General features: G+C 63.1%; 18 protein-coding genes. 2 read left to right on the forward strand and 16 right to left on the reverse strand.

Annotation, left to right across the window (positions count from 1 at the left end):
• Window positions 1-31: 31 nt before the first annotated feature.
• From ACQ4WS_RS02400 to ACQ4WS_RS02475, 16 genes are all read right to left on the reverse strand, one after another.
• Window positions 32-1,099, reverse strand: coding sequence for a tetratricopeptide repeat protein (locus ACQ4WS_RS02400; protein ID WP_436473328.1), 1,068 nt, complete (start codon window positions 1,097-1,099; stop codon window positions 32-34).
• A gap of 17 nt (window positions 1,100-1,116) precedes the next feature.
• Window positions 1,117-2,022, reverse strand: a complete 906-nt coding sequence (locus ACQ4WS_RS02405) for an ExeA family protein (RefSeq protein WP_436473330.1) — start codon at window positions 2,020-2,022, stop codon at window positions 1,117-1,119.
• Window positions 2,023-3,810, reverse strand: coding sequence for a pilus (MSHA type) biogenesis protein MshL (mshL, locus tag ACQ4WS_RS02410; RefSeq protein ID WP_436473632.1), 1,788 nt, complete (start codon window positions 3,808-3,810; stop codon window positions 2,023-2,025).
• A gap of 13 nt (window positions 3,811-3,823) precedes the next feature.
• Complete coding sequence (locus ACQ4WS_RS02415) at window positions 3,824-4,222, reverse strand: MSHA biogenesis protein MshK (RefSeq protein ID WP_436473332.1); 399 nt, start codon at window positions 4,220-4,222, stop codon at window positions 3,824-3,826.
• On the reverse strand, window positions 4,207-4,881 hold the full coding sequence (locus tag ACQ4WS_RS02420) for a hypothetical protein (protein WP_436473334.1): 675 nt from the start codon (window positions 4,879-4,881) through the stop codon (window positions 4,207-4,209). Before ACQ4WS_RS02420 ends, ACQ4WS_RS02415 begins: the two co-directional genes overlap by 16 nt.
• A gap of 44 nt (window positions 4,882-4,925) precedes the next feature.
• Complete coding sequence (locus ACQ4WS_RS02425; protein WP_436473336.1) at window positions 4,926-5,588, reverse strand: MSHA biogenesis protein MshA; 663 nt, start codon at window positions 5,586-5,588, stop codon at window positions 4,926-4,928.
• Complete coding sequence (gene pilM / locus ACQ4WS_RS02430; RefSeq protein ID WP_436473337.1) at window positions 5,585-6,529, reverse strand: type IV pilus biogenesis protein PilM; 945 nt, start codon at window positions 6,527-6,529, stop codon at window positions 5,585-5,587. The genes ACQ4WS_RS02425 and pilM overlap by 4 nt, the downstream gene beginning before the upstream one ends.
• A 168-nt stretch (window positions 6,530-6,697) precedes the next feature.
• Complete coding sequence (locus ACQ4WS_RS02435; RefSeq protein ID WP_436473339.1) at window positions 6,698-10,420, reverse strand: LamG-like jellyroll fold domain-containing protein; 3,723 nt, start codon at window positions 10,418-10,420, stop codon at window positions 6,698-6,700.
• A gap of 23 nt (window positions 10,421-10,443) precedes the next feature.
• The gene (locus ACQ4WS_RS02440) at window positions 10,444-10,893 is read right to left on the reverse strand and encodes an agglutinin biogenesis protein MshP (RefSeq protein ID WP_436473341.1); all 450 of its coding nucleotides are present in this window, start codon (window positions 10,891-10,893) and stop codon (window positions 10,444-10,446) included.
• Entirely contained in the window at window positions 10,890-11,783 is an 894-nt protein-coding gene (locus ACQ4WS_RS02445) for a prepilin-type N-terminal cleavage/methylation domain-containing protein (RefSeq protein ID WP_436473342.1), read from the reverse strand. Before ACQ4WS_RS02445 ends, ACQ4WS_RS02440 begins: the two co-directional genes overlap by 4 nt.
• Window positions 11,780-12,409 carry a prepilin-type N-terminal cleavage/methylation domain-containing protein gene (locus ACQ4WS_RS02450; protein WP_436473344.1) on the reverse strand — a complete coding sequence of 210 codons (630 nt, stop codon included), beginning with the start codon at window positions 12,407-12,409 and terminating at the stop codon, window positions 11,780-11,782. Before ACQ4WS_RS02450 ends, ACQ4WS_RS02445 begins: the two co-directional genes overlap by 4 nt.
• Complete coding sequence (locus tag ACQ4WS_RS02455) at window positions 12,396-12,974, reverse strand: pilus assembly FimT family protein (RefSeq protein ID WP_436473345.1); 579 nt, start codon at window positions 12,972-12,974, stop codon at window positions 12,396-12,398. Before ACQ4WS_RS02455 ends, ACQ4WS_RS02450 begins: the two co-directional genes overlap by 14 nt.
• Before the next feature lie 123 nt (window positions 12,975-13,097).
• Window positions 13,098-13,565, reverse strand: coding sequence for a type II secretion system protein (locus ACQ4WS_RS02460; protein ID WP_436473347.1), 468 nt, complete (start codon window positions 13,563-13,565; stop codon window positions 13,098-13,100).
• A gap of 58 nt (window positions 13,566-13,623) precedes the next feature.
• On the reverse strand, window positions 13,624-14,175 hold the full coding sequence (locus tag ACQ4WS_RS02465; RefSeq protein WP_436473349.1) for a type II secretion system protein: 552 nt from the start codon (window positions 14,173-14,175) through the stop codon (window positions 13,624-13,626).
• Window positions 14,172-15,404 carry a type II secretion system F family protein gene (locus tag ACQ4WS_RS02470; protein ID WP_436473351.1) on the reverse strand — a complete coding sequence of 411 codons (1,233 nt, stop codon included), beginning with the start codon at window positions 15,402-15,404 and terminating at the stop codon, window positions 14,172-14,174. Before ACQ4WS_RS02470 ends, ACQ4WS_RS02465 begins: the two co-directional genes overlap by 4 nt.
• 1 nt (window position 15,405) lies before the next feature.
• A complete protein-coding gene (locus ACQ4WS_RS02475) occupies window positions 15,406-17,109 on the reverse strand; it encodes a GspE/PulE family protein (RefSeq protein WP_436473353.1) in 1,704 nt (567 codons plus the stop codon).
• Window positions 17,110-17,317: 208 nt separating this feature from the next.
• On the opposite strand from ACQ4WS_RS02475, the gene ACQ4WS_RS02480 reads away from it, so the two are divergent.
• Window positions 17,318-18,046, forward strand: coding sequence for an ABC transporter ATP-binding protein (locus ACQ4WS_RS02480; RefSeq protein WP_436473355.1), 729 nt, complete (start codon window positions 17,318-17,320; stop codon window positions 18,044-18,046).
• Window positions 18,043-19,476, forward strand: a complete 1,434-nt coding sequence (locus ACQ4WS_RS02485) for an ExeA family protein (RefSeq protein WP_436473357.1) — start codon at window positions 18,043-18,045, stop codon at window positions 19,474-19,476. The genes ACQ4WS_RS02480 and ACQ4WS_RS02485 overlap by 4 nt, the downstream gene beginning before the upstream one ends.
• Window positions 19,477-19,550 lie beyond the last annotated feature (74 nt).

A 19,550-nucleotide genomic window follows, 5' to 3' on the forward strand; every position in this document is an offset into this window, starting at 1 on the left:
CGGAGGTGAAAGTGGTGCGCTCGGCCCGCGCCTATTTGGCGGTCGCCGCCGTCAACTGCACCAGCTTGCGCTCGACAAACGCCTGCAGCTGGGGCGACAGAGTTTGCAAGCCCTTGGCCCGCTCGAACGCCTGGCGCGCCTGGGCCGGGTGCTTGTCGGCCTGCAAGGCGATGCCAAGGCCCATCCACCAGACGCTGTTGTCGGGTGCTGTCTGCAGGGCCAGCTGGTAGTGCTCGGACGCTTCGCGGTAACGCTGCTCGCGCTGCAGCACGCCGGCCAGGAAGGCTTGGTATTCGCCGCTGTCGGTGGCGTACGGCAGACTGCGCATGAGGGTATCGAGGGCCGCCGCGCCGCCGTTGGGCTTGTCCAGCTGCAAACGGGCCAGCATCATCGCCTGCGCCGGCTGTTTCGGGTCCAGCGCCAGGCTCAGCTGCAACTGGCGCGCAGCCTCGTCGGGACGCTGCGCTTCGAGCAGCAGGCGCACCAGGGTTTCGCGGGCGCCCTGGTGGCGCGGGTCCACCTGCAGCGTCTGCTGCAAGCCGGCCAGCGCTTCCGAGACGCGGCCATCCTGCAACTGGCCCAGCGCGCGCCGGTATTCATTCTCCACGCGCTGCTGCGCGGTAACTTGCTTGCCATCGATGATGCGCTCGCTGGCGGCCGGTGCTGGCGTCTTCACCACGGGTGCAGCGGCAGGCTTGGCGGCCTTTTCCGTGATGCGCCGCACTTCGGCGGGCCGCGCCCTGGTCGGCGCGGGAGCGGCTTCCTCGGCCTTGAACACGGGTTCGGGTTCAGCCGCCACGACGGGCACTGGCGCGGGGGCAACGGCGGCAGGCGCCGGGGCCGACACGGGAGCCGACACAGGAGCCAACACAGGCGTACTGGCCACGCTGACCAGCACGGGCGGCACGGCCGGACGCTTCAGGTAGACCCAGCCCAGGGCGATGGCGGCCGCCGTCAGGCCGGCAGCACCGCCGAAGACCAGCGCGCGCGAGACGCCCCGCTCGCGTTCGGGCACGGAGCGGATGCCGGCCGCGTCGCCGCGTCCATCGGGGGTGCCGCGCGCATCGAGGTCTTGCAACATCTTGTTAATCAGGCTCATCTACAGGCTCATCTTCGTCATCGGTTCAATAAGGTCCAGCTCATGCTGCAGGCGGCGGCCAGCACGCCGGCGCCGGCCAGCCACGGCCATGGCCGCAGCCAACAACGGCGCAGCTTGCTGGCCAGGGTATCGCTGGCGGCCAGCGCCACGTGGCGGGCGCTGACTTGCTGTCGTCCTTCACCATACGCCACCATCAGCGCCTTGTGCGCCATGATGTTGATCAGGCGGGGAATGCCGCCGGACGCCTGGTACAGCTTGCCCACGCCGCCACGACTGAACAGGCGCGCGCCGTCGAAACCGGCCACGCGCAGCCGGTGCGCGACATAAAAATCCACGTCGTCGCGGCTCAAAGGACCCAGGTGGTAATGAAAGGTGATGCGCTGCGCCAGCTGGCGGATTTCCGGCAGGGCCAGCTTGACGTCCAGCTCCGGCTGGCCGAACAGCACGATTTGCAGCAGCTTGCGCTTTTCCGTTTCCAAATTCGTCAGCAGGCGCAGCGCTTCCAGGCTGTCGACGGGAATCGCCTGCGCTTCGTCCAGGCACAGCAGCACGCGCTTGCCTTGCGCCGCCAGGTTGAGCAAACGCAAGTTGAGGGACTTGAGCAGCTGATGCTGATCAGCATCTTTCTCCAGCAACACATCGAGGTCATCGGCCAGCGCCAGGATCAGCGAACGGGGCGGCAAGTTCGGATTCGGGATGTAGGCCGTGACAAAGTCCGGCCCCAGGGATTGCATGAACTTGCGGCAAAGAAAAGTCTTGCCGGTGCCCACTTCGCCAGTGATCTTGATGAAGCCCTCGCCATTGCGCGCCGCCACCAGCAAGGTGTTGAGCGCCTTTTGCGACTGCGGGCCGTTGAAAAAGAAACTGGTATCGGGCGTGAGGCCGAACGGCGCCTCGCGCAAGCCGAAATGGGCCTGGTACATTTAGCGCCGCTCCGACGGACGACGCGGGTCAAGCGCCTCGATGCGCTTGCCCGAATCGAGCAAATCCTCGTTCCAGCTATTCGCGCCCTCGACGATGGTGGGCTTGATCAGCACCACCAGTTCGCGCTTCTGGATCACCTGCCCCGTGTTGCGGAACAAGGCGCCCAGTACGGGAATATCGCCCGCGCCCGGCACTTGCGAGCGGTCCGCCGTAGTGGCCTGGCGCATCAGGCCGCCGATGGCGACGATGCGCCCGTCCTGGCTGCGCACCATGCTGTCCATCTCGGACGTGCTGGACGCGGCCAGCGGCAGTTTCAGCGAACCGGCACTGCCCAGGTCGATTTCCTTGCTGACGGTGGTGACCTGGCTGACGGACGGATGCACGTGCAAGATGATATTGCCCTGGTCATCGATCTGCGGCGTCACGTCGAGCACGACGCCGGAAAAGAAGGGCTGCAAGGTGACATTCGGGCTGGAGGTGGTGCCGCCCGCGGTGCCGGTCGAGGTCACGGTAGTGCTCACGCCAGTGACGAAAAATTCATCCGTGCCTATCTTCAGCACGGCCTTCTGGTTATTCATGGTGGCAATGCGCGGGCTCGACAGCACGTGCACGGCGCCTTGCGATTCCAGGAAGGTAATCATGGCGGCGAAATTGGCCGTCTGGAAGGCCAGGCCGAACATCGAGCCGGCCGCGTTCGCCGCCGAACTGAGGCCAAAGCCACTGCTGGCCGTCAGGCCGCTGCCACTCGTCATGTTCGGCGGTTTGCCGCCATTGAAGGGCAATGGCGCCAGGCTGCCACCGGGCTGGATGAAGCCCGTCGAGATGCGGTTCGTGTGGCCGCTCTTGATGGAGGCAAACGAGGCCCAGTTGATGCCGGTCTGAAAATTATCGTTCAATTCCACTTCAAGAATCTTGGCTTCCAGGATCACCTGGCGGTCCACCGACAGCTGCGTCGCCTTCAGGTACAGGTCGACGGCGCGCAATTCGTCGGGCATGCCACGCACCACGACGACGCCGGATTGCGGGCTGATCACTACCTTGCGGCCATCGCCCGTGCCGCCGATGATGGCGCCCAGCGATTCTTTCAATTCTACCCAGAAATTGCTGTCCGACGTGGTGCTCAGGTTGGCACTGTCTTGCTGCACCTGGCTGCCGGGCTGGCCTGGCTGCTGCGCCTGGTTCTGCGGCGACTGCTGGCCGTTGCTCCCCCCGCTCTGGCCGCTGTTGCTGATGCCGGCATTCGACACCGACGTCGAGGACACGCGCAAATTCGACGTGCCCTTGCGATTGCCCGTCAGGTAATTCACCTGGAACATGCGGGTTTGCATGGTGAGGGGCCGAATCGCAATGCGCGTGCCATCGACCTTGTAATCATAGCCATACATCTCGCGCACGGCGTCGAGCGCCTCGAACAGCGTCACATCTTTCAGGTTGGCGGAAATGTTGCCCTGCACATCCGGATGCACGAGCATGTTGTAGCGCGTGCCGTTGACGAGCGAGTGAAAGAACTGGCGTGCCGGAACGTTGTTGAAGGCGACATTGAAACGCTCGTCCAGCACGCCGCGCGCCTTGGGTAACTGCGCGGCCAGCGCGGACGCCGGCGGCAGCAGCGCGTTTTCCACCGCGGCCGACTGCGCCGCCGGGCTGGTGGTGGCCACTGCGCCTGCCATCTGCTCCTGGATCGCATTGTAGGTGTCGCGCTTCACAGGCGCGACGTTGCAGGCGCACAAACCCGCAGCAAGTCCCAGGACGCTTGCCCGCTTGCTTATTTCAAGTATCTTCCGCATTCCCGCCTTGTGTTTATTGGGTGACATGAACCTGTTTCCTTCGTACATGCATTGCATCATTTGCGTCGACCGTCTGCGGAGTCAGCCGCAGTGTTTCGAGCGTCTTGCCGCGCCGCAGCGCAACGCTCGCTTCGCCTATGCTGACGACGACTGCGCCGCCAACCTTGTCGCCCGCGCGCACGCTGCGGCCATCGATCACGGCCAGGCGCCGCCCGCCAGGCTGATTCGAAATCAGCACCGATTGCAGCTGCGGCCGCGCCGCGCCGGCAGAGGCCGCACTACCCAGGACAGGCGCCGCATCGGGCGGCCGCGTGGGATCGGCCAGCGCCTGGGCAAACACCCCCGTCGCCAACGCCAGCAGCGCGCTTGCAAGGACAACGCAACGACCGGCGCGCATCACAGCGCGATCCATTTCTCGTCCAGGCTGAGCGTGTACAAGGTCAGGCTCAGCGTGGCGTTCGGGTACTGCTCGACTTGCATATTGAGCTTGCCCCAGAACACATGGGACGGCATGGCCTCCACGGCATCCATATAATTCACCATATCCAGATAATTCCCACGCAATACAATTTCCACACCATGACGGTATAGCACGGCGGGCGCCTTCGCCGGCTCGGCGTCCGCGGGTGACTGCCCGGCAGGCGCTGCGGCAGATGCGGATGGCGCCGCCTTGCTGGCGACATGGCCGCCCTGCCCCACGGCGCCGGATGGCAAGGTAGCCAGCGACACCAGGCGCAAATTGGCCTGCTGTTTCAGCAATTGCTGCAGCATCGGCACGATGCGCTCTGGCGCCACCAGGCCATTTTGCGTCGATTGCAGGGCTTGCCGCATCTGCTGCACTTCCTGCCTGATCCGTTCTAGCCGGATGCGCTCCTGCTGGTTGGGGTCGCCCGCATGCGCGGCCATCCTTTGCGCCATCTCGGCATCGATGGCCGCGACGGCCTGCTGGCGCTGGGCAATCGTGTCGGCCAGCGCCTTGCTCCTGGCCAACTGCGGATTGACGAACAGATAAACAGCCATGAAAATCAGCAGCGCGGCACTGGCGCCAAAGACCATGATCCGTTCCCGCACGCTAAGCGCATCAAATTTCTGGGCAAATTGTTGCCATTGCTGTTTCATTGCTTGACCGCCCCTGCGCCGCTGGCGGGTGCCGCCGACGATTGCAAACTGAATTCGATAAAACGCGGCGCCGGTGCTGCCGGCGCTGACGCGGCACCCTGGGCAGGAAGCTGCGCGGTGGCCATGTCCAGGCGCGCGAACGATTTGCCCTGCAACGCCGATTCCCTGGACAAGGCGCTGATGTACTGCGGCAGCAAGTCCGGCTGCACGACGCGTCCCTGCAAGCCAATCTCCTTGCCAGCGCCGGCGATGCTCGCCCCCGTCAGCCACAAGCCATTGACCCTGGCGCGCGCGAAGGCGCGGAAATAGTCGGCATAGCCGTGTGTATTGCCCAGTTCGCCGCCCTGCAGAATTTGCCCGGCTTCCAGCAAGGCGCTGCGATCAGCCTCTGCCTGGCCCAGCGCGCCCGCGATCAGCGGGTCCTTGCCGGGTACGGGAAAGCGCGCGAACACATCGGCCCGCCGCGCCTCGCGTGCATCGAGCACGCCCTTGGCGTCGGCCGCCGTCCGCTCCAGCGCGTCCACCTGGCGCGCACCGAACCAGACCACTGCGGCACTGGCGGCAAGGACCAGCACCAGGCCCCGCAGCAAACCCACGGCGGACAGCGCCTGCTTGCGTTTTTCAAACGCAGGGTTGAACAGATTGATTTGCTGGCTCACGCTGGCATCTCCTCTTGCCGCAGGGCCGCACCCAGGGCCAGGAAAAAGCGCGCCTGGCCGGCAGCGGCCAACAGGTCCGGCACCTTGGAAAAATCAAACAGGGCCGTCAGATCCAGCGCCTCGACCGGCATGTACAAATTGTCCGCCAGGTAAGCATGCAGGCCGTCGCTACCGGTCGGCGCCAGGACCAGCCTGGCAACGGAAATAAAATGGAATTGACGGTCGAAATGGTCAAAGGAACGCTGCAGCTCCAGCGTGATCTTGTCGTAATACTGTTGCCGCTGGGCGTCGCTGGTATCGGCCAGCTGCGCCACGCTCACGTCGATGCGGCGCGCCAGGTACAGTTCGCCATCGAACGTCACGGTCAACAGCCCACCTTCGCCATCGAAAGACAGCATGGCCAGGCCGCGGCCCGGCGTTTCCATCAAGCCCGCGATATTGCGCTGGGCCATTTCCGGGATATCGATGACCGACAGGGCGATCTTGCATTCGCCATACAGCGCCTGGCGCTGGGCCACGGCCGTGTTGCGCGCCGCGACGGCGAACAGCGATTGCGCGCGTCCCGGCCCGTTCTTGTCGGCTGGAATATCGATGACGTCGACGGTGGCGTCCGCCGCCGGAAAGTCGATCATGTCTTTCAGGCGCCAGCGGACGGCAGTCTTGAGCTCTTCCGGCGGCACGTTCGGCGCATCGAGCGTCACTATCTGATACTCGCCCGCGCCGAGCAAAGTGGTGTTTCGATAAGACTGAGCATGCACATCCCGGTTCATTTTTTCCAGGGTCGCCGCCGCCAGCGGCTTGCGTCCGGGATACATGACCGCCGCCTGCACCAGCGGCTTGTCGTCCGCGCGCCGCTTGACCACGGCAGCGCACACGCCTTCCGCTGACAATGATGTCGCCAGCCAACCCTCGTGTTTTTTTGCTTTTGCGAATAAACCCATGCCACCGATCCAGATAATGAAATGTGACGACAGCGGTGCCGTCCGAATGATGCATTCAATCAATTTTAATTCATAGCAGGTATGAACAGGCTAAAAAAGAAATTATTGACAATATATTTCCAGGAAAACACCACGATTGTCACGACACGCCGAAAAATCACACGCTCTTCAATATATTTCACGCATGAAGAGCAGTATGGGGTCGCTCTTGAATGCGCCTATGGTTTGGCGCGCCTGTCCCGGCAGATACGGTATCAGCGACTGTAGCGTAAGCGTCCCTTTTTTGGTCACGGGTACGGCGGGTTTGGCCATCAGCACGCTGCCGGCGCCCTGCTGCAGCAAGCCACTGTCGAGCGGCAAGGTGGTCGCGGCCGGCAACTGCGCATCCGTCAGATTGAGATAATCCTTCAAGATGAAATTCTTGCGCAGCAGGGCCGTGCAATTGTCCAGCGTATTGGCGGCATACGCGCTGCCGTTCCAGTATTGCGCGAGCAAGGGCACCAGCAGCGCGCGCTGTTCCGAGCCATACATATTGTTGATGCGCAAGCGGCCATGACGCAGCCGGGTATCGCCGATGGCGACACTGGCAGCGGGCGCGACCGCCAAACCATTCACGCTGGAAATGAGCGCGCCGTCGCTGTCGCTGATGCCCACCACCAGCGAAAAATCCTCGTAGGGGCCATCCTGGCCGCTGGCCAGCCGGTCAAAGCTGTGCAGTACCGTGATGCCGGTGGCGCCGCTGGGAATCGCCTGCCGCAGGCCAGGCGCGGCGAGCGTAATGCTACCCGCGCCGGCAGTGCCTGCCTGCACCGTGTAGATGGCGGCGTCGCCGCCAAACTTGATCAGTTCGCCCGCCGACAGGCCGCCGCTGCCTGTCACCACCACTTGCGTGCTGCCGGCGGCATACGCGCCACCATCGGTGGTGTAGGAACGCCCGCTACGCCCCTGGTTCCACGCAAAGGCGGGCAAGGCTGGCGCCAGGCGGCCGATGGAAAGTGCCGCGCCGGCATTGCCCGCGCCCACGCTGACGCTGGCGCGTCCGGGATAGGCGCTGCCATAGCGGGCCAGAATCTGCTTGCCCTTGCTCAATGCCGTCGCCCCCAGCACGACGCCCAGTTCGCGCTGGCCCATATAGGTGAAGTCGCCGCAGGCCGCCGTCAGTGCGCCCGTGAGCGCGTAGTGGTCAGGGAAAAAGCGGCCGAAGACGGGCGCCGGGGTTTGCGCCTGGTTGGCGATATTGCAGCCAAATTTGCCATTCACGGCCGTATTGCTGCTGCTGCCGATCACGCAGTCGCCAGGCTGGTCGACGCTGGTGTAGGCATTGTCGAGCACCGCCTCGGGCAGCATGCGGAAGGTGCCCACATCGTTGTAAGTCACGCCGCCGCTGCTGGCCTGGCCGCTGGCCAGCACAGCCTGTCCCAGCGGGAATGGACTGGCGTTGGAGCTTGAACTCAGGCGGTCGCTATAGTCGCTGGCGCTGACGAAGCCGACGATTTTTTGTCCGGCGGCGGAATTGTCGACCAGCGGCGTGCCGTTATAGCCGGCGACGGCCGCTGCGCTCAAGGTGAACTGGGCGCCCGCCGCCAGGCTGGGCGTGCCGCTCAGGGCGCTGTTGCTCATGTTGGAACCGAGCGTGAACTGCTGTGGACGCACGGCGAAATTATCGGTCGAACAACCCACATTGGCCGTGCCGCACACGGCCGCAGTGCAAGTCACGCGCACGCGCACATCGCGGTAAGCGCTGTACCGGGGCGCCACGGCGCTGATGGCGGTAGCCGGGATATTCACATTGGCACTCGAATAGCCGCCTGTGAACGCCACCAGGCCCAGCGGAATAACCGCCGTCTGGGTCAGCGGGCAGTTATTCGCCCCCAGCGCGACGCCGGTGGCGGTATTGACCAGCAAATCGACCGTGGCCGCGCCGACGAAAGTCGTTTCCAGGCTGGCATCGCTCTTCAGTTTCACCAGGTCGAGCTTGAAGGCCGTGTCGGCCAGTTTGGTATTCAGGCGGGCATAGCTGATACTGCTGGTGCTGGGCACGCAGCGGGGCGAGGTCGCCTCGCAGGCATTGAAGCGCGCCACCGCGCACGCCTTGATCACCAGCGACTGGTCTTCCTGCTCCGTGAACTGTCCATCCGTCACATTCACGCTGACGGTGGCTGCCGTGCCGCTGCTCAGGCCAAACACGGCCTGGTATTCGCCGTTGAACAGATAGGTCGCCACGCCATCGTTCAAGGTGCCATTGGAAAGCACGCCGTAGCCGGAGATCAGGGCCCAGTCGCCGATGCCGTTCGAGGTACTCAGCTGGATTTGCGTGGTGTTATTGGGCATCACGATATTATTGTGATTGACGTCATGCGCCGTCACCGTGAGCGTGCTTTGCTGGCAGGTCAGGCCCGTGCCTGAATTGGTCACCGCATAATGGTTCAGGCAGCCGGCCTGGCTCAGGTTCTGGTCGCGCTGCACCAGCGCCAGGCCGCCCTCGTAATTATAGGCACGCAATTCGTCGATGGCGCCATCGGTGGAATTGCCGCTGCCGTTCTGTCCCGTCACCGCGCTGCGGTTGTCGCCAATGAACAGGCTGCCGATGCGCGGCGAGACCACCGCCGCGGTGGTAAACGCCGACTCCTTTTGCAGCACGCCATCGACGTAGATGCGCAGGCGATCGCTATTGGCTGCCGCCAGCGCATTGAAGCTCCAGCTCACGGCAATATGTTTCCAGGTGCCGGCGGGCACGCTATTGGCAGCCGTTTCCACCACGCGCACGTTGCCCAGGCTGTCTGTCACGACAAAACGCAAGGCGCCCGTGCTGCGCCGCACGAGAAAAAACCATTCGTTATTCAGCTGCGTGGCGTCCAGCAGTTGCGCATCGCGCGCCCCGCTGCCGGACCAGGCCGTATTGGCCTTGTACCAGAAGGTGATGGTGCCGGCACCGCCCATGCTGCCGGGTACCGACAGCCCGCTGTCGACCGCATCGATGGCGGCGGTGCTGGTATTGAGGGGGAAACTGGCGGCACGGCAGACGCGGCCGGCGGCAATCGTCTGTGCGCCACCCAGCACCGTGCCGTCGCGCCCGTTGCCGCTGGTATCTGACACCTGCCCAGGCGTATTGTTCCAGCTGGGCTGCTCCATGCGGTACTCGAGCACCGGGCGGGGAATGTAGAACTTGATCGCCGAGTTCGTCACCGGAAAACCGGTCTGCGGCGTATCGTAATCGTTGCTGTCCGCCTGCCAGCCTATCTGCCCCAGCTTGCCGGATGGCCCGGCCACGGCGGCGCCATACTGGTAGATGAATTCGCCGTTTTCCTGCAAGATCAATTGCAGGCTGTAGGAGCCGGTCGGATTGGAGCCGGTGGTCCATTCCGGCACATTATTCCAGGTCACCACGAAGCTGCGGTAAGGCGCTGTGCCGATGGTGGCATAGCTGACGTAGCACGTGAGGCGGCTGGCGCAGGCGGTATTGTAGGTGGGTACTTCCAGTTTCGAGGTGGGATCGAGGTCGTTGCCATAGATGCGCATGGTGTAATTCAAGCTGCTGTTCGGATAGGGCAGCGTCTGCACCGGACTACCGTAGCCGCAAGTGACATTGTTATTGAATTGCACCCGTCCGTTCGTCATCACGCGCAGGGTGCTGAAAGCCACGCCGGAATACATGAAACTGAAACCGATGGGCAAGGCATCGCTGAGCGTGTCGTCGAGGATGGGCGGCGTGGTACCGCAGCCGGCGGAACCGTTGAATCGGTAGGGCGTGGTGTTATAGCCGAGCTTGGCATGATTGCTGGCGTCGATCCAGCTGTAGGCAAAACTGGTGTTGGCATAGGTTGCCGCCTGGACCGGCGCGCAAGCAAGCAGGGCCACAACGGCTATCCATAAGGCGATGATTGCCTGCATATTGTTCCTTTAGAGTAGCGTGTTTAAAACTCCGCCTGCACGACGCGCTGCACATAATCGGGATGGTTGGTGGCGTTGGCAGTGGCGCAAACGCCGCCCACCGGCTGATTGCAGGCGGTGGCTATCACTTGAAAACGGGGCAGCGCTCCCGCCGCCTGCGTGCAGCGCACGGTCACGCGAAAGCCGTTCAGCGCGCTATTTGCCGGCAAGGCAAAATCGCGGCTGGCGACGCAACTGCCGTCCACGCGCTGCCGGTATACGCCCCACTCCATGCCGGCGCGAGCCGCCTGGTAGGCGCGCGCGCCCTGCACGTCCAGCGCCGACTCGGCATGCTGCTTGGTCGAGATGGAGAGCAGCGCCACGCCCAGCGCGGACAGCACCACCAGCAGGAAGATGGCGGTGACGATGCTGAAGCCGCGCGGCGGGCGGCATGGCTGCCGCCCGTGCGACATGGGGGAAATGGAGTTTCTCATGGCGAATTATTGACCTGTGCCTGCTGCACCAGCGTGATCTGGCCGGCGTTGCCGCCGGACGCGCCCAGGGTCAGGCTGACACTGACCAGGCCGCGCTGCAGGTTGGGTAGCGTAGCGAAAGAAAAACCGCAAGCGGCGACCTGATTGGCCATCAGCGCCGCAGACGGCGCGCCGGTCAGCGCCGCTGCGCTCACCGGCTGGGCCGCCTGGATGGCATAACCCGCATAGCGCGTCAGCGTGCCCGTGCCGTTCGCATTCGGCGCGCAATGATAAGTCACGACCGTACTGACCACCTGGAAACGATAGCTGAGCGAAGGCATGGATGGCGTTTGCGCGACAAAGGGGTTGCTGGCCAGCGTGACATCGTTGCCGCTGATGGAAGCGACCTGGGCGCGGTTGCATTGCCCGCTGCAATTATAGGCATCCACCGGAGGCTGATTGCCCAGGTTATTAACGACGATAAAGTCGCCGGCCACGATGGCTTGCAAGCCCGACGGCACGGCGCCGACGATGGTAAAGACGTTCGCATTGCTCACCGGCGTGAGGGGATCAAAGGCCAGCACATTGCCGGGCGTCACGCTAAGATTATCGTCTTCCGACAGATAGCGCCCGCCCGTCTTGGTCAGCAGCAGCTCCAGATAACTGCCGCTGCTATTGCTCGTCACGCGCACGCTGTTGGGCAGCGCCAGGCGCACGTCGCGCGTGATGCGCCGCGACGCCGTATCGGCCGCGTCCGCCAGTTCGGCGCGGGCGGTCACATCCAGGTAGCTTTGCACGGGGGCACGAATGAACACCGCCACCATGCCGGCGACGATGGCCGTGATGATGATGACCACGATCAGTTCGATCAAGGTGAAACCGCGCTGCCGGGGGCGTGAAGAAATCATCATGGCACGGCATTGCCTGCATAGCGCGTACGGTAGCCGGCCAGCACAAGCTGTTGATTCGTACCGTAAGTCACCGTGACCGTGATGCGCAAGACATTCATATTGATGGGCGTGGCATCCGAAGGCAGCAAGGCGTTTGCAGGCCCCAGTCCCGCGTCGGGGCTGATGGTCACGCTCACCACATAGCCGGCAGGAAAGGGCTGCCCGGCCGCGTCGTCCGTGTAGTTCAGGGGAGTGTTGAAGGCCCGCACATAGTCGCTGACATTGTAATACGGCCGTCCCGTGGCGGGCACCGTCGCGCTGACATTTTGCGGCGTGGTGCAGCCGGTGGGATTGGTGGCGCTGTCGAACGGTGCGGCATTCGTCGCCATATCGGCGGCCGGATCGGCGAGTGGATCGCAAAACGTAAAGCGTGCGCCTGCGATCTCATCGAGCATGGCTTCGGCGATGGCCAGCGCCTGCTTGCGCAATTGCGGATCGGCGCTGCTGGACGTGGTGCGGGCGAAAATTTGCAGCAGGCCAATCACGGCGATGCTGACCACCACGATAAAGATGACAAGTTCGATCAGGGTCACGCCGCGCTGCGCCGTCCTGCGCACCGGCAAGGTGGTTATCCTAGTAATGGACATAGCCCGTCTCCCCTTCGACGATGATGTTGCGCGTCATGCCGCCGCCGCTGATGCCGATGCTGACGCGCGCGGGAAAGCTGGAAACGGGTTCGGTGTCAATGGACTTGTAAGGGCGACCCAGGGCACTGAAGTAAAAGGCTGCCGCTTCCAGCGGCACGCTGTAGCTGATCTTGTTGGGCGGCGCTTCACACAGCCACGCCGTGGTATTCGCGCAGGCGCCCATAGTAGCGCTGCGGCCGCTGTTGCCGCCCGCAGGCGGCAAGACGCGGTTGGCCGCGTCGCAGGCAGTATTGAAACACAGGGCCATGCGGGTACCGTTGAGCTGCACGAAGACGGGACGGTTTTGCGCGATCGCCAGTTTTTGCGCATAGCGCAGCATGCTCACGTTTTGATCGGCAAAGCTGCGCGCGTCAAAACTGTCTTGCTGAAAGAATCGGGGCATGGCGACGGCAGCCAGCAGGCCCCCCACCACCAGCACGGCGATCAGCTCGACCAGGGTGAAGCCGCGCAGCTGGCGACCGCGACTGGCCCGTCCGGCAAACCTCAAACCTGCTGCAGACAGCATTGTGGACACCTGTGGCGATGAGCGGTATGTAGGCTGAAACATGCCCGGAAGAATAAAAAACGCCTGGCGAGCCAGGCGGATTGCATGCGGCGCGACTATCCGCCGCATGCGGGGCTCACGCTATTAGCAATCTGTCTTGGCAGCGAGAGCAGTAGGTGCAGGGCCTACCACCCCTGTAGCGGGAGTATAAGTGAACGCACATTTGAGATGGTCGGGATCGGCGGCAATCGATACCGGTGCCGTGCCGGAAACGTTGTAATCACTCAAGCCACCTGCCGCAGCCACAATGCCTTTGTCATCAGGATAGCCGTTCGTCATGGAGATGGTCGTACCTTCCATTATCACCGTGACGGGCGCAGTGGTGGGGGAACCATTGACCAGCCATTGCGCATGGGCCAGGGAAGCGGCGGCCTGAACCGAAGCGCGGGCACCGTTGATTTTTGCCAGGCGGGCGTCGATCGACAAATTGCTAAAACGGGGAATCGCGGTGGCTGCCAGGATGCCCAGGATGACGATGACGACGACTAACTCGATCAGCGTAAAGCCCGCTTGGCCACCTTGTTGAAAACGACGAATTGACTGCAGTTTCATGCTGATCTCCAAAAAATCAAAAAAATAATGCTGGCAAAATTTACCTGCCGAAAAAAAACTATTTCAGCCCGCCTGCCTCGCCCATCTGCATCAGGGCCACCTGCGGCGCATCGACCGGGCTTGAAGGCCTGGCCGAAGCAAGGGGCGCTTGCTGCAAGCTTACCTTGAATTGAAGCAACTCGGAACGGTATCCGCCAAAAATGTTGCCTCGACTTAATATATAAATTAATTCTGCATTACTTTGATCAAAAAACCAATGACTTTGGGGAAGTTTTTCTATCGCCGGCGCTGTATAAGCACCCAAATAATTGGCCGGCTTTTCGGCCAGCCAATCGATGGGATTTTGCCCCGCCAGCGCCGGCACCTGATTTTGCCGGTCGGACGCATACAGCTCCAGCACTTTCATGCGCAGGCCCGCCCGCAGCGCCACCACCGTTTGCCGCACCGCCACCCGCTCCGCGTCCTGCTGAATCACGGTCAAGCGGCTCAGCAGCACGGTCGCCAGCACGGCGATGACGGACATCACGACGGCCAGCTCAAACAAGGTAAATCCCCGCTGCAATGCCGTGCCAGCCACAACGTTGTTTTTTGGCGAATGGCGCTGTGTCATTTATGCAGGGCCACCTTGCCCAAATCCCACACCGGCAAGAAGATGCCCAGCGCCAGCACCAGCACCATGGCACCAAGAAAGGCGATCAGGATGGGTTCGATCTGTGCAGACAAGGTCTTCAATTCGTAATCCACTTCCCGCTCGTACATCTGGGCGATTTCATCCATCAGATCATCGAGTGAACCGGACTCTTCACCGACGGCGATCATTTGCAGCACCACCGGGGTGAAGACGCCCGCCGCCACCGAGGTGCGCAAGATGCTGTCGCCGCGCTCGACGCCGTCGCGCATCTGCTCGACCCGGGCGCACAGATAGGCGTTGTCCACTGTCTGCGACACCACCGTCAGCGCTTGCACGATGGGCACGCCGCTGGTGCTGGACAGGGCGAAACTGCGCGCAAAGCGCGCCATGGTGCCTTTCAGGATGATCTTGCCGGCGATGGGGAAACGCAACTTGTAGCGGTCCCACGTGTAGCGGCCGGGAATGGTGCGCAACCAGGCCCGGAAGGCGGCTATCGATGCAATAGTCACCACCAGCAACACCGGCCAGTAATTGACCATGAAAGCCGACGTGCCGATCAGGATGCGCGTCATCAAGGGCAGTTCGGCATTGAAGCTGGCGAACACTTTCACGAACTGGGGAATCACGAACATGTTGACGATGACCATGGCGATGAGCATGGCCACGATCACGAAACTGGGGTAGCGCGTGGCCGACTTCACGCGTGCGCGCATGTCGCGGTCGAACTCCAGGTGGTCGAACAATCGCAGGAACACTTCATCCAGGCGCCCCGTCATTTCGCCCACGCGCACCATCGACAGGTAAAACGGCGTAAACACGGTGGGGTGGCGCGCCATGGCGGCCGACAGTTCGCGGCCCGCGTCGAGCGATTCGCGCACATCCTTGATGATGCGCCCGAAGGCGGGGCTGATGGCGGACTCCTGCAGGCCAGCCAGGCCGCGCATGATGGGCACACCCGCCTTGAGCAGGGTGTACAGTTGCCTACTGAACAACTGCACGTCCATCGAACTGACTTTTTTCTCCGTCAGTCTTTGCCACCAGCCGATATCGGCGCCGGTGGTGGCGGCTTTTTTGGTCACCAGGATTTCCACCGGCGTCGCGCCGGTGGAAAACAACTGGTCGGCCACGGCGCCGCTGTCGGCGCCTTCCATCACGCCGGTCAGCAGCTCGCCGCTGGCATTACGCGCCTTGTATGCAAAAAATGGCACTTCAATCCTCGCTCTGGTTGCTGATGCGCATCGCTTCCATCACCGTCGTGCGGCCCTGGACCACCAGTTGCACGGCGTGGCGGCGCAGTGTTTCGCCCGCCATCTGCGCCATCGCCACCTTCATGAAGTGGGAAGGATCGGCATGGTTGGCGGCGTCGGCCACGGCGCGCGTGATTTCCAGCAATTCGTACACGCCCGTGCGCCCCCGGTAACCCATGCCGTTGCAATGCGAACAGCCCTTGCCGTGGAAATACTGGTTGCGCTCGACCAGCTCGCCCAGTTCCAGGCGCAGCCATTCATATTCGTTCGGCGTGGGCGCGTAGGGCGTGCTGCAGCTTTCGCAGATCACGCGCACCAGACGCTGCGCCAGCACGGCTTGCAGCGAGCTGCCCACCATGTAGCGCGGCACGCCCATGTCCATCAGACGCAGCGGCGTGCTGATGGCGTCGTTGGTGTGCAAGGTCGACAGCACCAGATGGCCCGTCATGGCGGCGCGCAAGCCGATCTGCGCCGTTTCCTGGTCGCGCATCTCGCCGACCAGCACGATGTCGGGATCTTGCCGCAGGGCCGAGCGCAGCACTCTGGCAAAGTTCAGCTCGATCTTGTCGTTCACTTGCACCTGGTTAATGCCGGGCAAGCGGTACTCGACCGGATCTTCCACCGTGATGAGCTTTTTTTCCACGGAATTGAGCTCGGACAAGGCGCAGTACAAGGTCGTCGTCTTGCCGCTGCCGGTCGGCCCCGTCACAAGCACCAGGCCGTTAGGGCGGTTGACGATGGCACGGAATTGTTGCACCAGCTTGGGCGGCATGCCGATGGCGTCCAGGCGCAAGGTCGTGCCGCCCTGGTTCAACAGCCGCATCACGACCGATTCGCCATATTGCGTCGGCATGGTGGAAATACGCACGTCGATGCGCTGGTTTTTCACGCGGATGGCGAAACGGCCATCCTGCGGCAAGCGCTTCTCGGAAATATCCAGGTCCGACATCAGTTTCAAGCGCAGCGCCAGCGAACTGGCGATCTTGCTGTCCGCTTCCGTCTGCAGGTGCAGCACGCCGTCGATGCGGAAGCGGATCTGCAGCCGGCCTTCCTGCGGCTCGATGTGGATATCCGAGGCGCGCACCTGCGTGGCGTCCTCGAACACCGATTGCAGCAGCTTGACGATGGGCGCCTCTTCCAGGCCCGGATTGGCGGCCAGTGCGCCGAAGTCGACGGAAACGTCGCCCAGGTCCTGCTCCAGCTCGCGCGTCAGGGTGGAAATATCTTCCGTGCGGCGGTAGATGCGGTCGATGGCGGCCAGCACTTCCGTTTCGTTGACCACGGCCAATTCGATGTGACGCTTGACCAGGCGCGCAATTTCATCGTACGCGAACAGGTCGGTGGGATCGGACATGCCGATCAGCAAACCCTCGCGGCGGTCTTCCAGCACCAGCGCGCGAAAACGCCGCGCCTGGGTTTCTGGCAGCAGCCGCACCAGTTCCGGATTGATGTTGAAAAACTTCAGATTGATATAGGGAATGTCGAGCTGGCGTGCCAGGGCGCCCGAAATCTGCTCTTCCGTGACAAAACCGTGCTCGACAAAGACGCGGCCCAGCTTGCGGCCCGAACGCTTCTGCTCCGTCAAGGCCTGGCCCAACTGTTCTTCCGTCAGCAACTCCTGCTGCACCAAAATTTCACCGAGCCTGACTTTCTCTGGCCTTGCCATGCTTGCTCCTCGACAGATTCAACAGATGCTGCACGCCAGCGGCGCGCACAGGCATTTTATTCCAGAACCTGTTGTTTCTTAAAGAAAATACATTCCGTGCCTTGATTTTCGCGCATTTCAACACTCTGCAAGGAAACACTTGCCGCCCGCCTGCGCCCATGGCAATAATGGCGGTCGTACGCCGTCTTGCCTGCCGACCATTGCCCCTATGAACGCCTGCGCCATCGAGTTTCACAACGTACATCTGCAACTGGCGGGCCACGCCGTGCTGCGCGGCATCGACCTGCAGGTGCGCGCGGGGGAGCTGTTCGGCCTGGTCGGCGTGAACGGCGCGGGCAAGACCAGCCTGCTGAAATGCCTGCTGGACTTTTGCACGCCCGAGCGGGGCGAGATCGCCATTTTCGGCCAGCCGCACCGCCACGGCGCGGCGCGCCAGCCCCTGTCGTTTCTGCCGGAACGCTTCCAGGCGCCCTACTACCTGACGGGCAACGACTTCCTGCGCTACCTGTCACGCCTGCACAATGTGCGCCCCGATGTGCAAGCCGTGCAGCAAGCCCTGGACGCGCTGGACCTGGCGCCGGACGCCTTGCTGCGCCCCGCGCGCGACTATTCAAAAGGCATGATGCAGAAACTGGGGCTGGCCGCCTGCTTGCTATCGGGCAAGCCGCAACTGGTGCTGGACGAACCGATGAGCGGACTCGACCCGAAGGCGCGCGCACAGTTCAAGCAAGTGCTGCGGCAAGCGCGCGCGCAGGGCCGCGGCGCCCTGCTCACTTCGCATGCGCTGGCCGACGTGGAAGAATTATGCGACCGCATGGCCATCCTGCATGCGGGCCGCATCGTGTTTACGGGCACGCCCGCCGAATGCCGCGCGCGCCATGGCGGTACGAAAGATGCCAGCCTGGAACAGGCTTTCCTCAATTGCATCGCGGCATGAACGCCGACACGCACATCCCGCTTTCCACGCCGCCCGGGCGGCCTTATGCGCCTTCCCCGCACGGTATGTATCTGCCCCATTTCGGCTTGCGCACGGCACCGTTCGGCATCACGCCCGATCCGGCCTTCTTTTATGCGGGCAATACACGCGGTGAACTGCTCGCTGCGCTGCTGTATGCCGTCACGCAGGGCGAAGGCATCATCAAGCTGACGGGCGAAGTAGGCAGCGGCAAGACCATGCTGTGCCGCATGCTGGCCGAACGCCTGCCGCCCCAGGTCGACGTGCTGTATTTGCTCAATCCCCGCCTGGAACCGGATGACGTTCTGCACGCCATCGCCGCCGAACTGGGCCTGGCACTGGACGACTGCCGCGCCGATGCCGTGCTGCGCGCCCTGCACGGCGAGCTGATCGCCCGGCATGCGGCCGGACGCCAGGTGGTGCTGCTGGCCGAAGAAGCGCAAGCCATGCCGGGCGCCACCCTGGAAGCGCTGCGCCTGCTGACAAACCTGGAAACGGCCAGCCACAAGCTGCTGCAGATCGTCCTGTTTGGCCAGCCGGAATTGCAGCAGACCCTGGACTTGCCCCAGTTCCGCCAATTGAAGGAACGCATCACCCACAGTTTTAGCGTGCCGCACCTGCCGCAAACCTTGCTGGGCGATTATCTGGCATGCCGCCTGGCCGCCGCCGGCCGGACGGCCCCGCTCGCCTTCTCGCCGGCTGCACTGCGCCAGCTGGCGCGCGCCGCGCAGGGCATCGTGCGCAGGATCAATATTCTGGCCGACAAGGCCTTGCTGGCCGCATTTGCGGACGATGCGCAAGAAATCAGCGCGCGCCATGTGCGCCTGGCCATTGCCGACAGCCCCTTCCACCGTCCACCCTGGCACGCGGGCAAGCTGCTGGCAGGCGCCTTGAGCGCGCTGATGCTGCTGCTGGCCATTGCGCTGCTGTGGCAATGGCTGACGAGCAAGCAAGGTCAGATGCGCCGCACTGCGCCCGCCGACGCAGCTCCAGGCGCGTTCCAGGCAGCCGCCGCGCACGTGCCGCTGCCGGCACCGTCAACACTGCTCGACAGCAAGCTGGCCGAATCGGGCGACTGGCTGGCAAGGCAAGGGCCGCAGCAACTGGTGCTGCAAATCGCCAGCCTGCCTGCCACCGAGACGGTCGCTGCGGAAACTTTCCTGCAACAGGCGCAGCAAGCCATCGGCCTGCGCAACATCCACGTGTTTCGCCTGCCAGGCGCAGCGCCGGCGAGCGCCACCGCGCGCCTGGACATCGTCTATGGCAGCTTTGCCGACCGAGCCAGCGCCGAAGCCGTCTGGTCCAGGATAGCACCCACATCGCCACAGAAAATATTGCTGAGCGACATAGACAGTATCCGCACGGAAATGAAAGCCTTGGCAACGGTAAAATCGGGGCGTGGCACTCCCTGACTTTATTTCGGCATATCGCCTCCCCGGCCTGCACATCCGATTGCTTTTAGGCGATCATGCTGGGTAAAATTGCA

This window comes from Janthinobacterium leeuwenhoeki (assembly GCF_051380795.1).
Classification (GTDB): Bacteria; Pseudomonadota; Gammaproteobacteria; order Burkholderiales; family Burkholderiaceae_D; genus Janthinobacterium.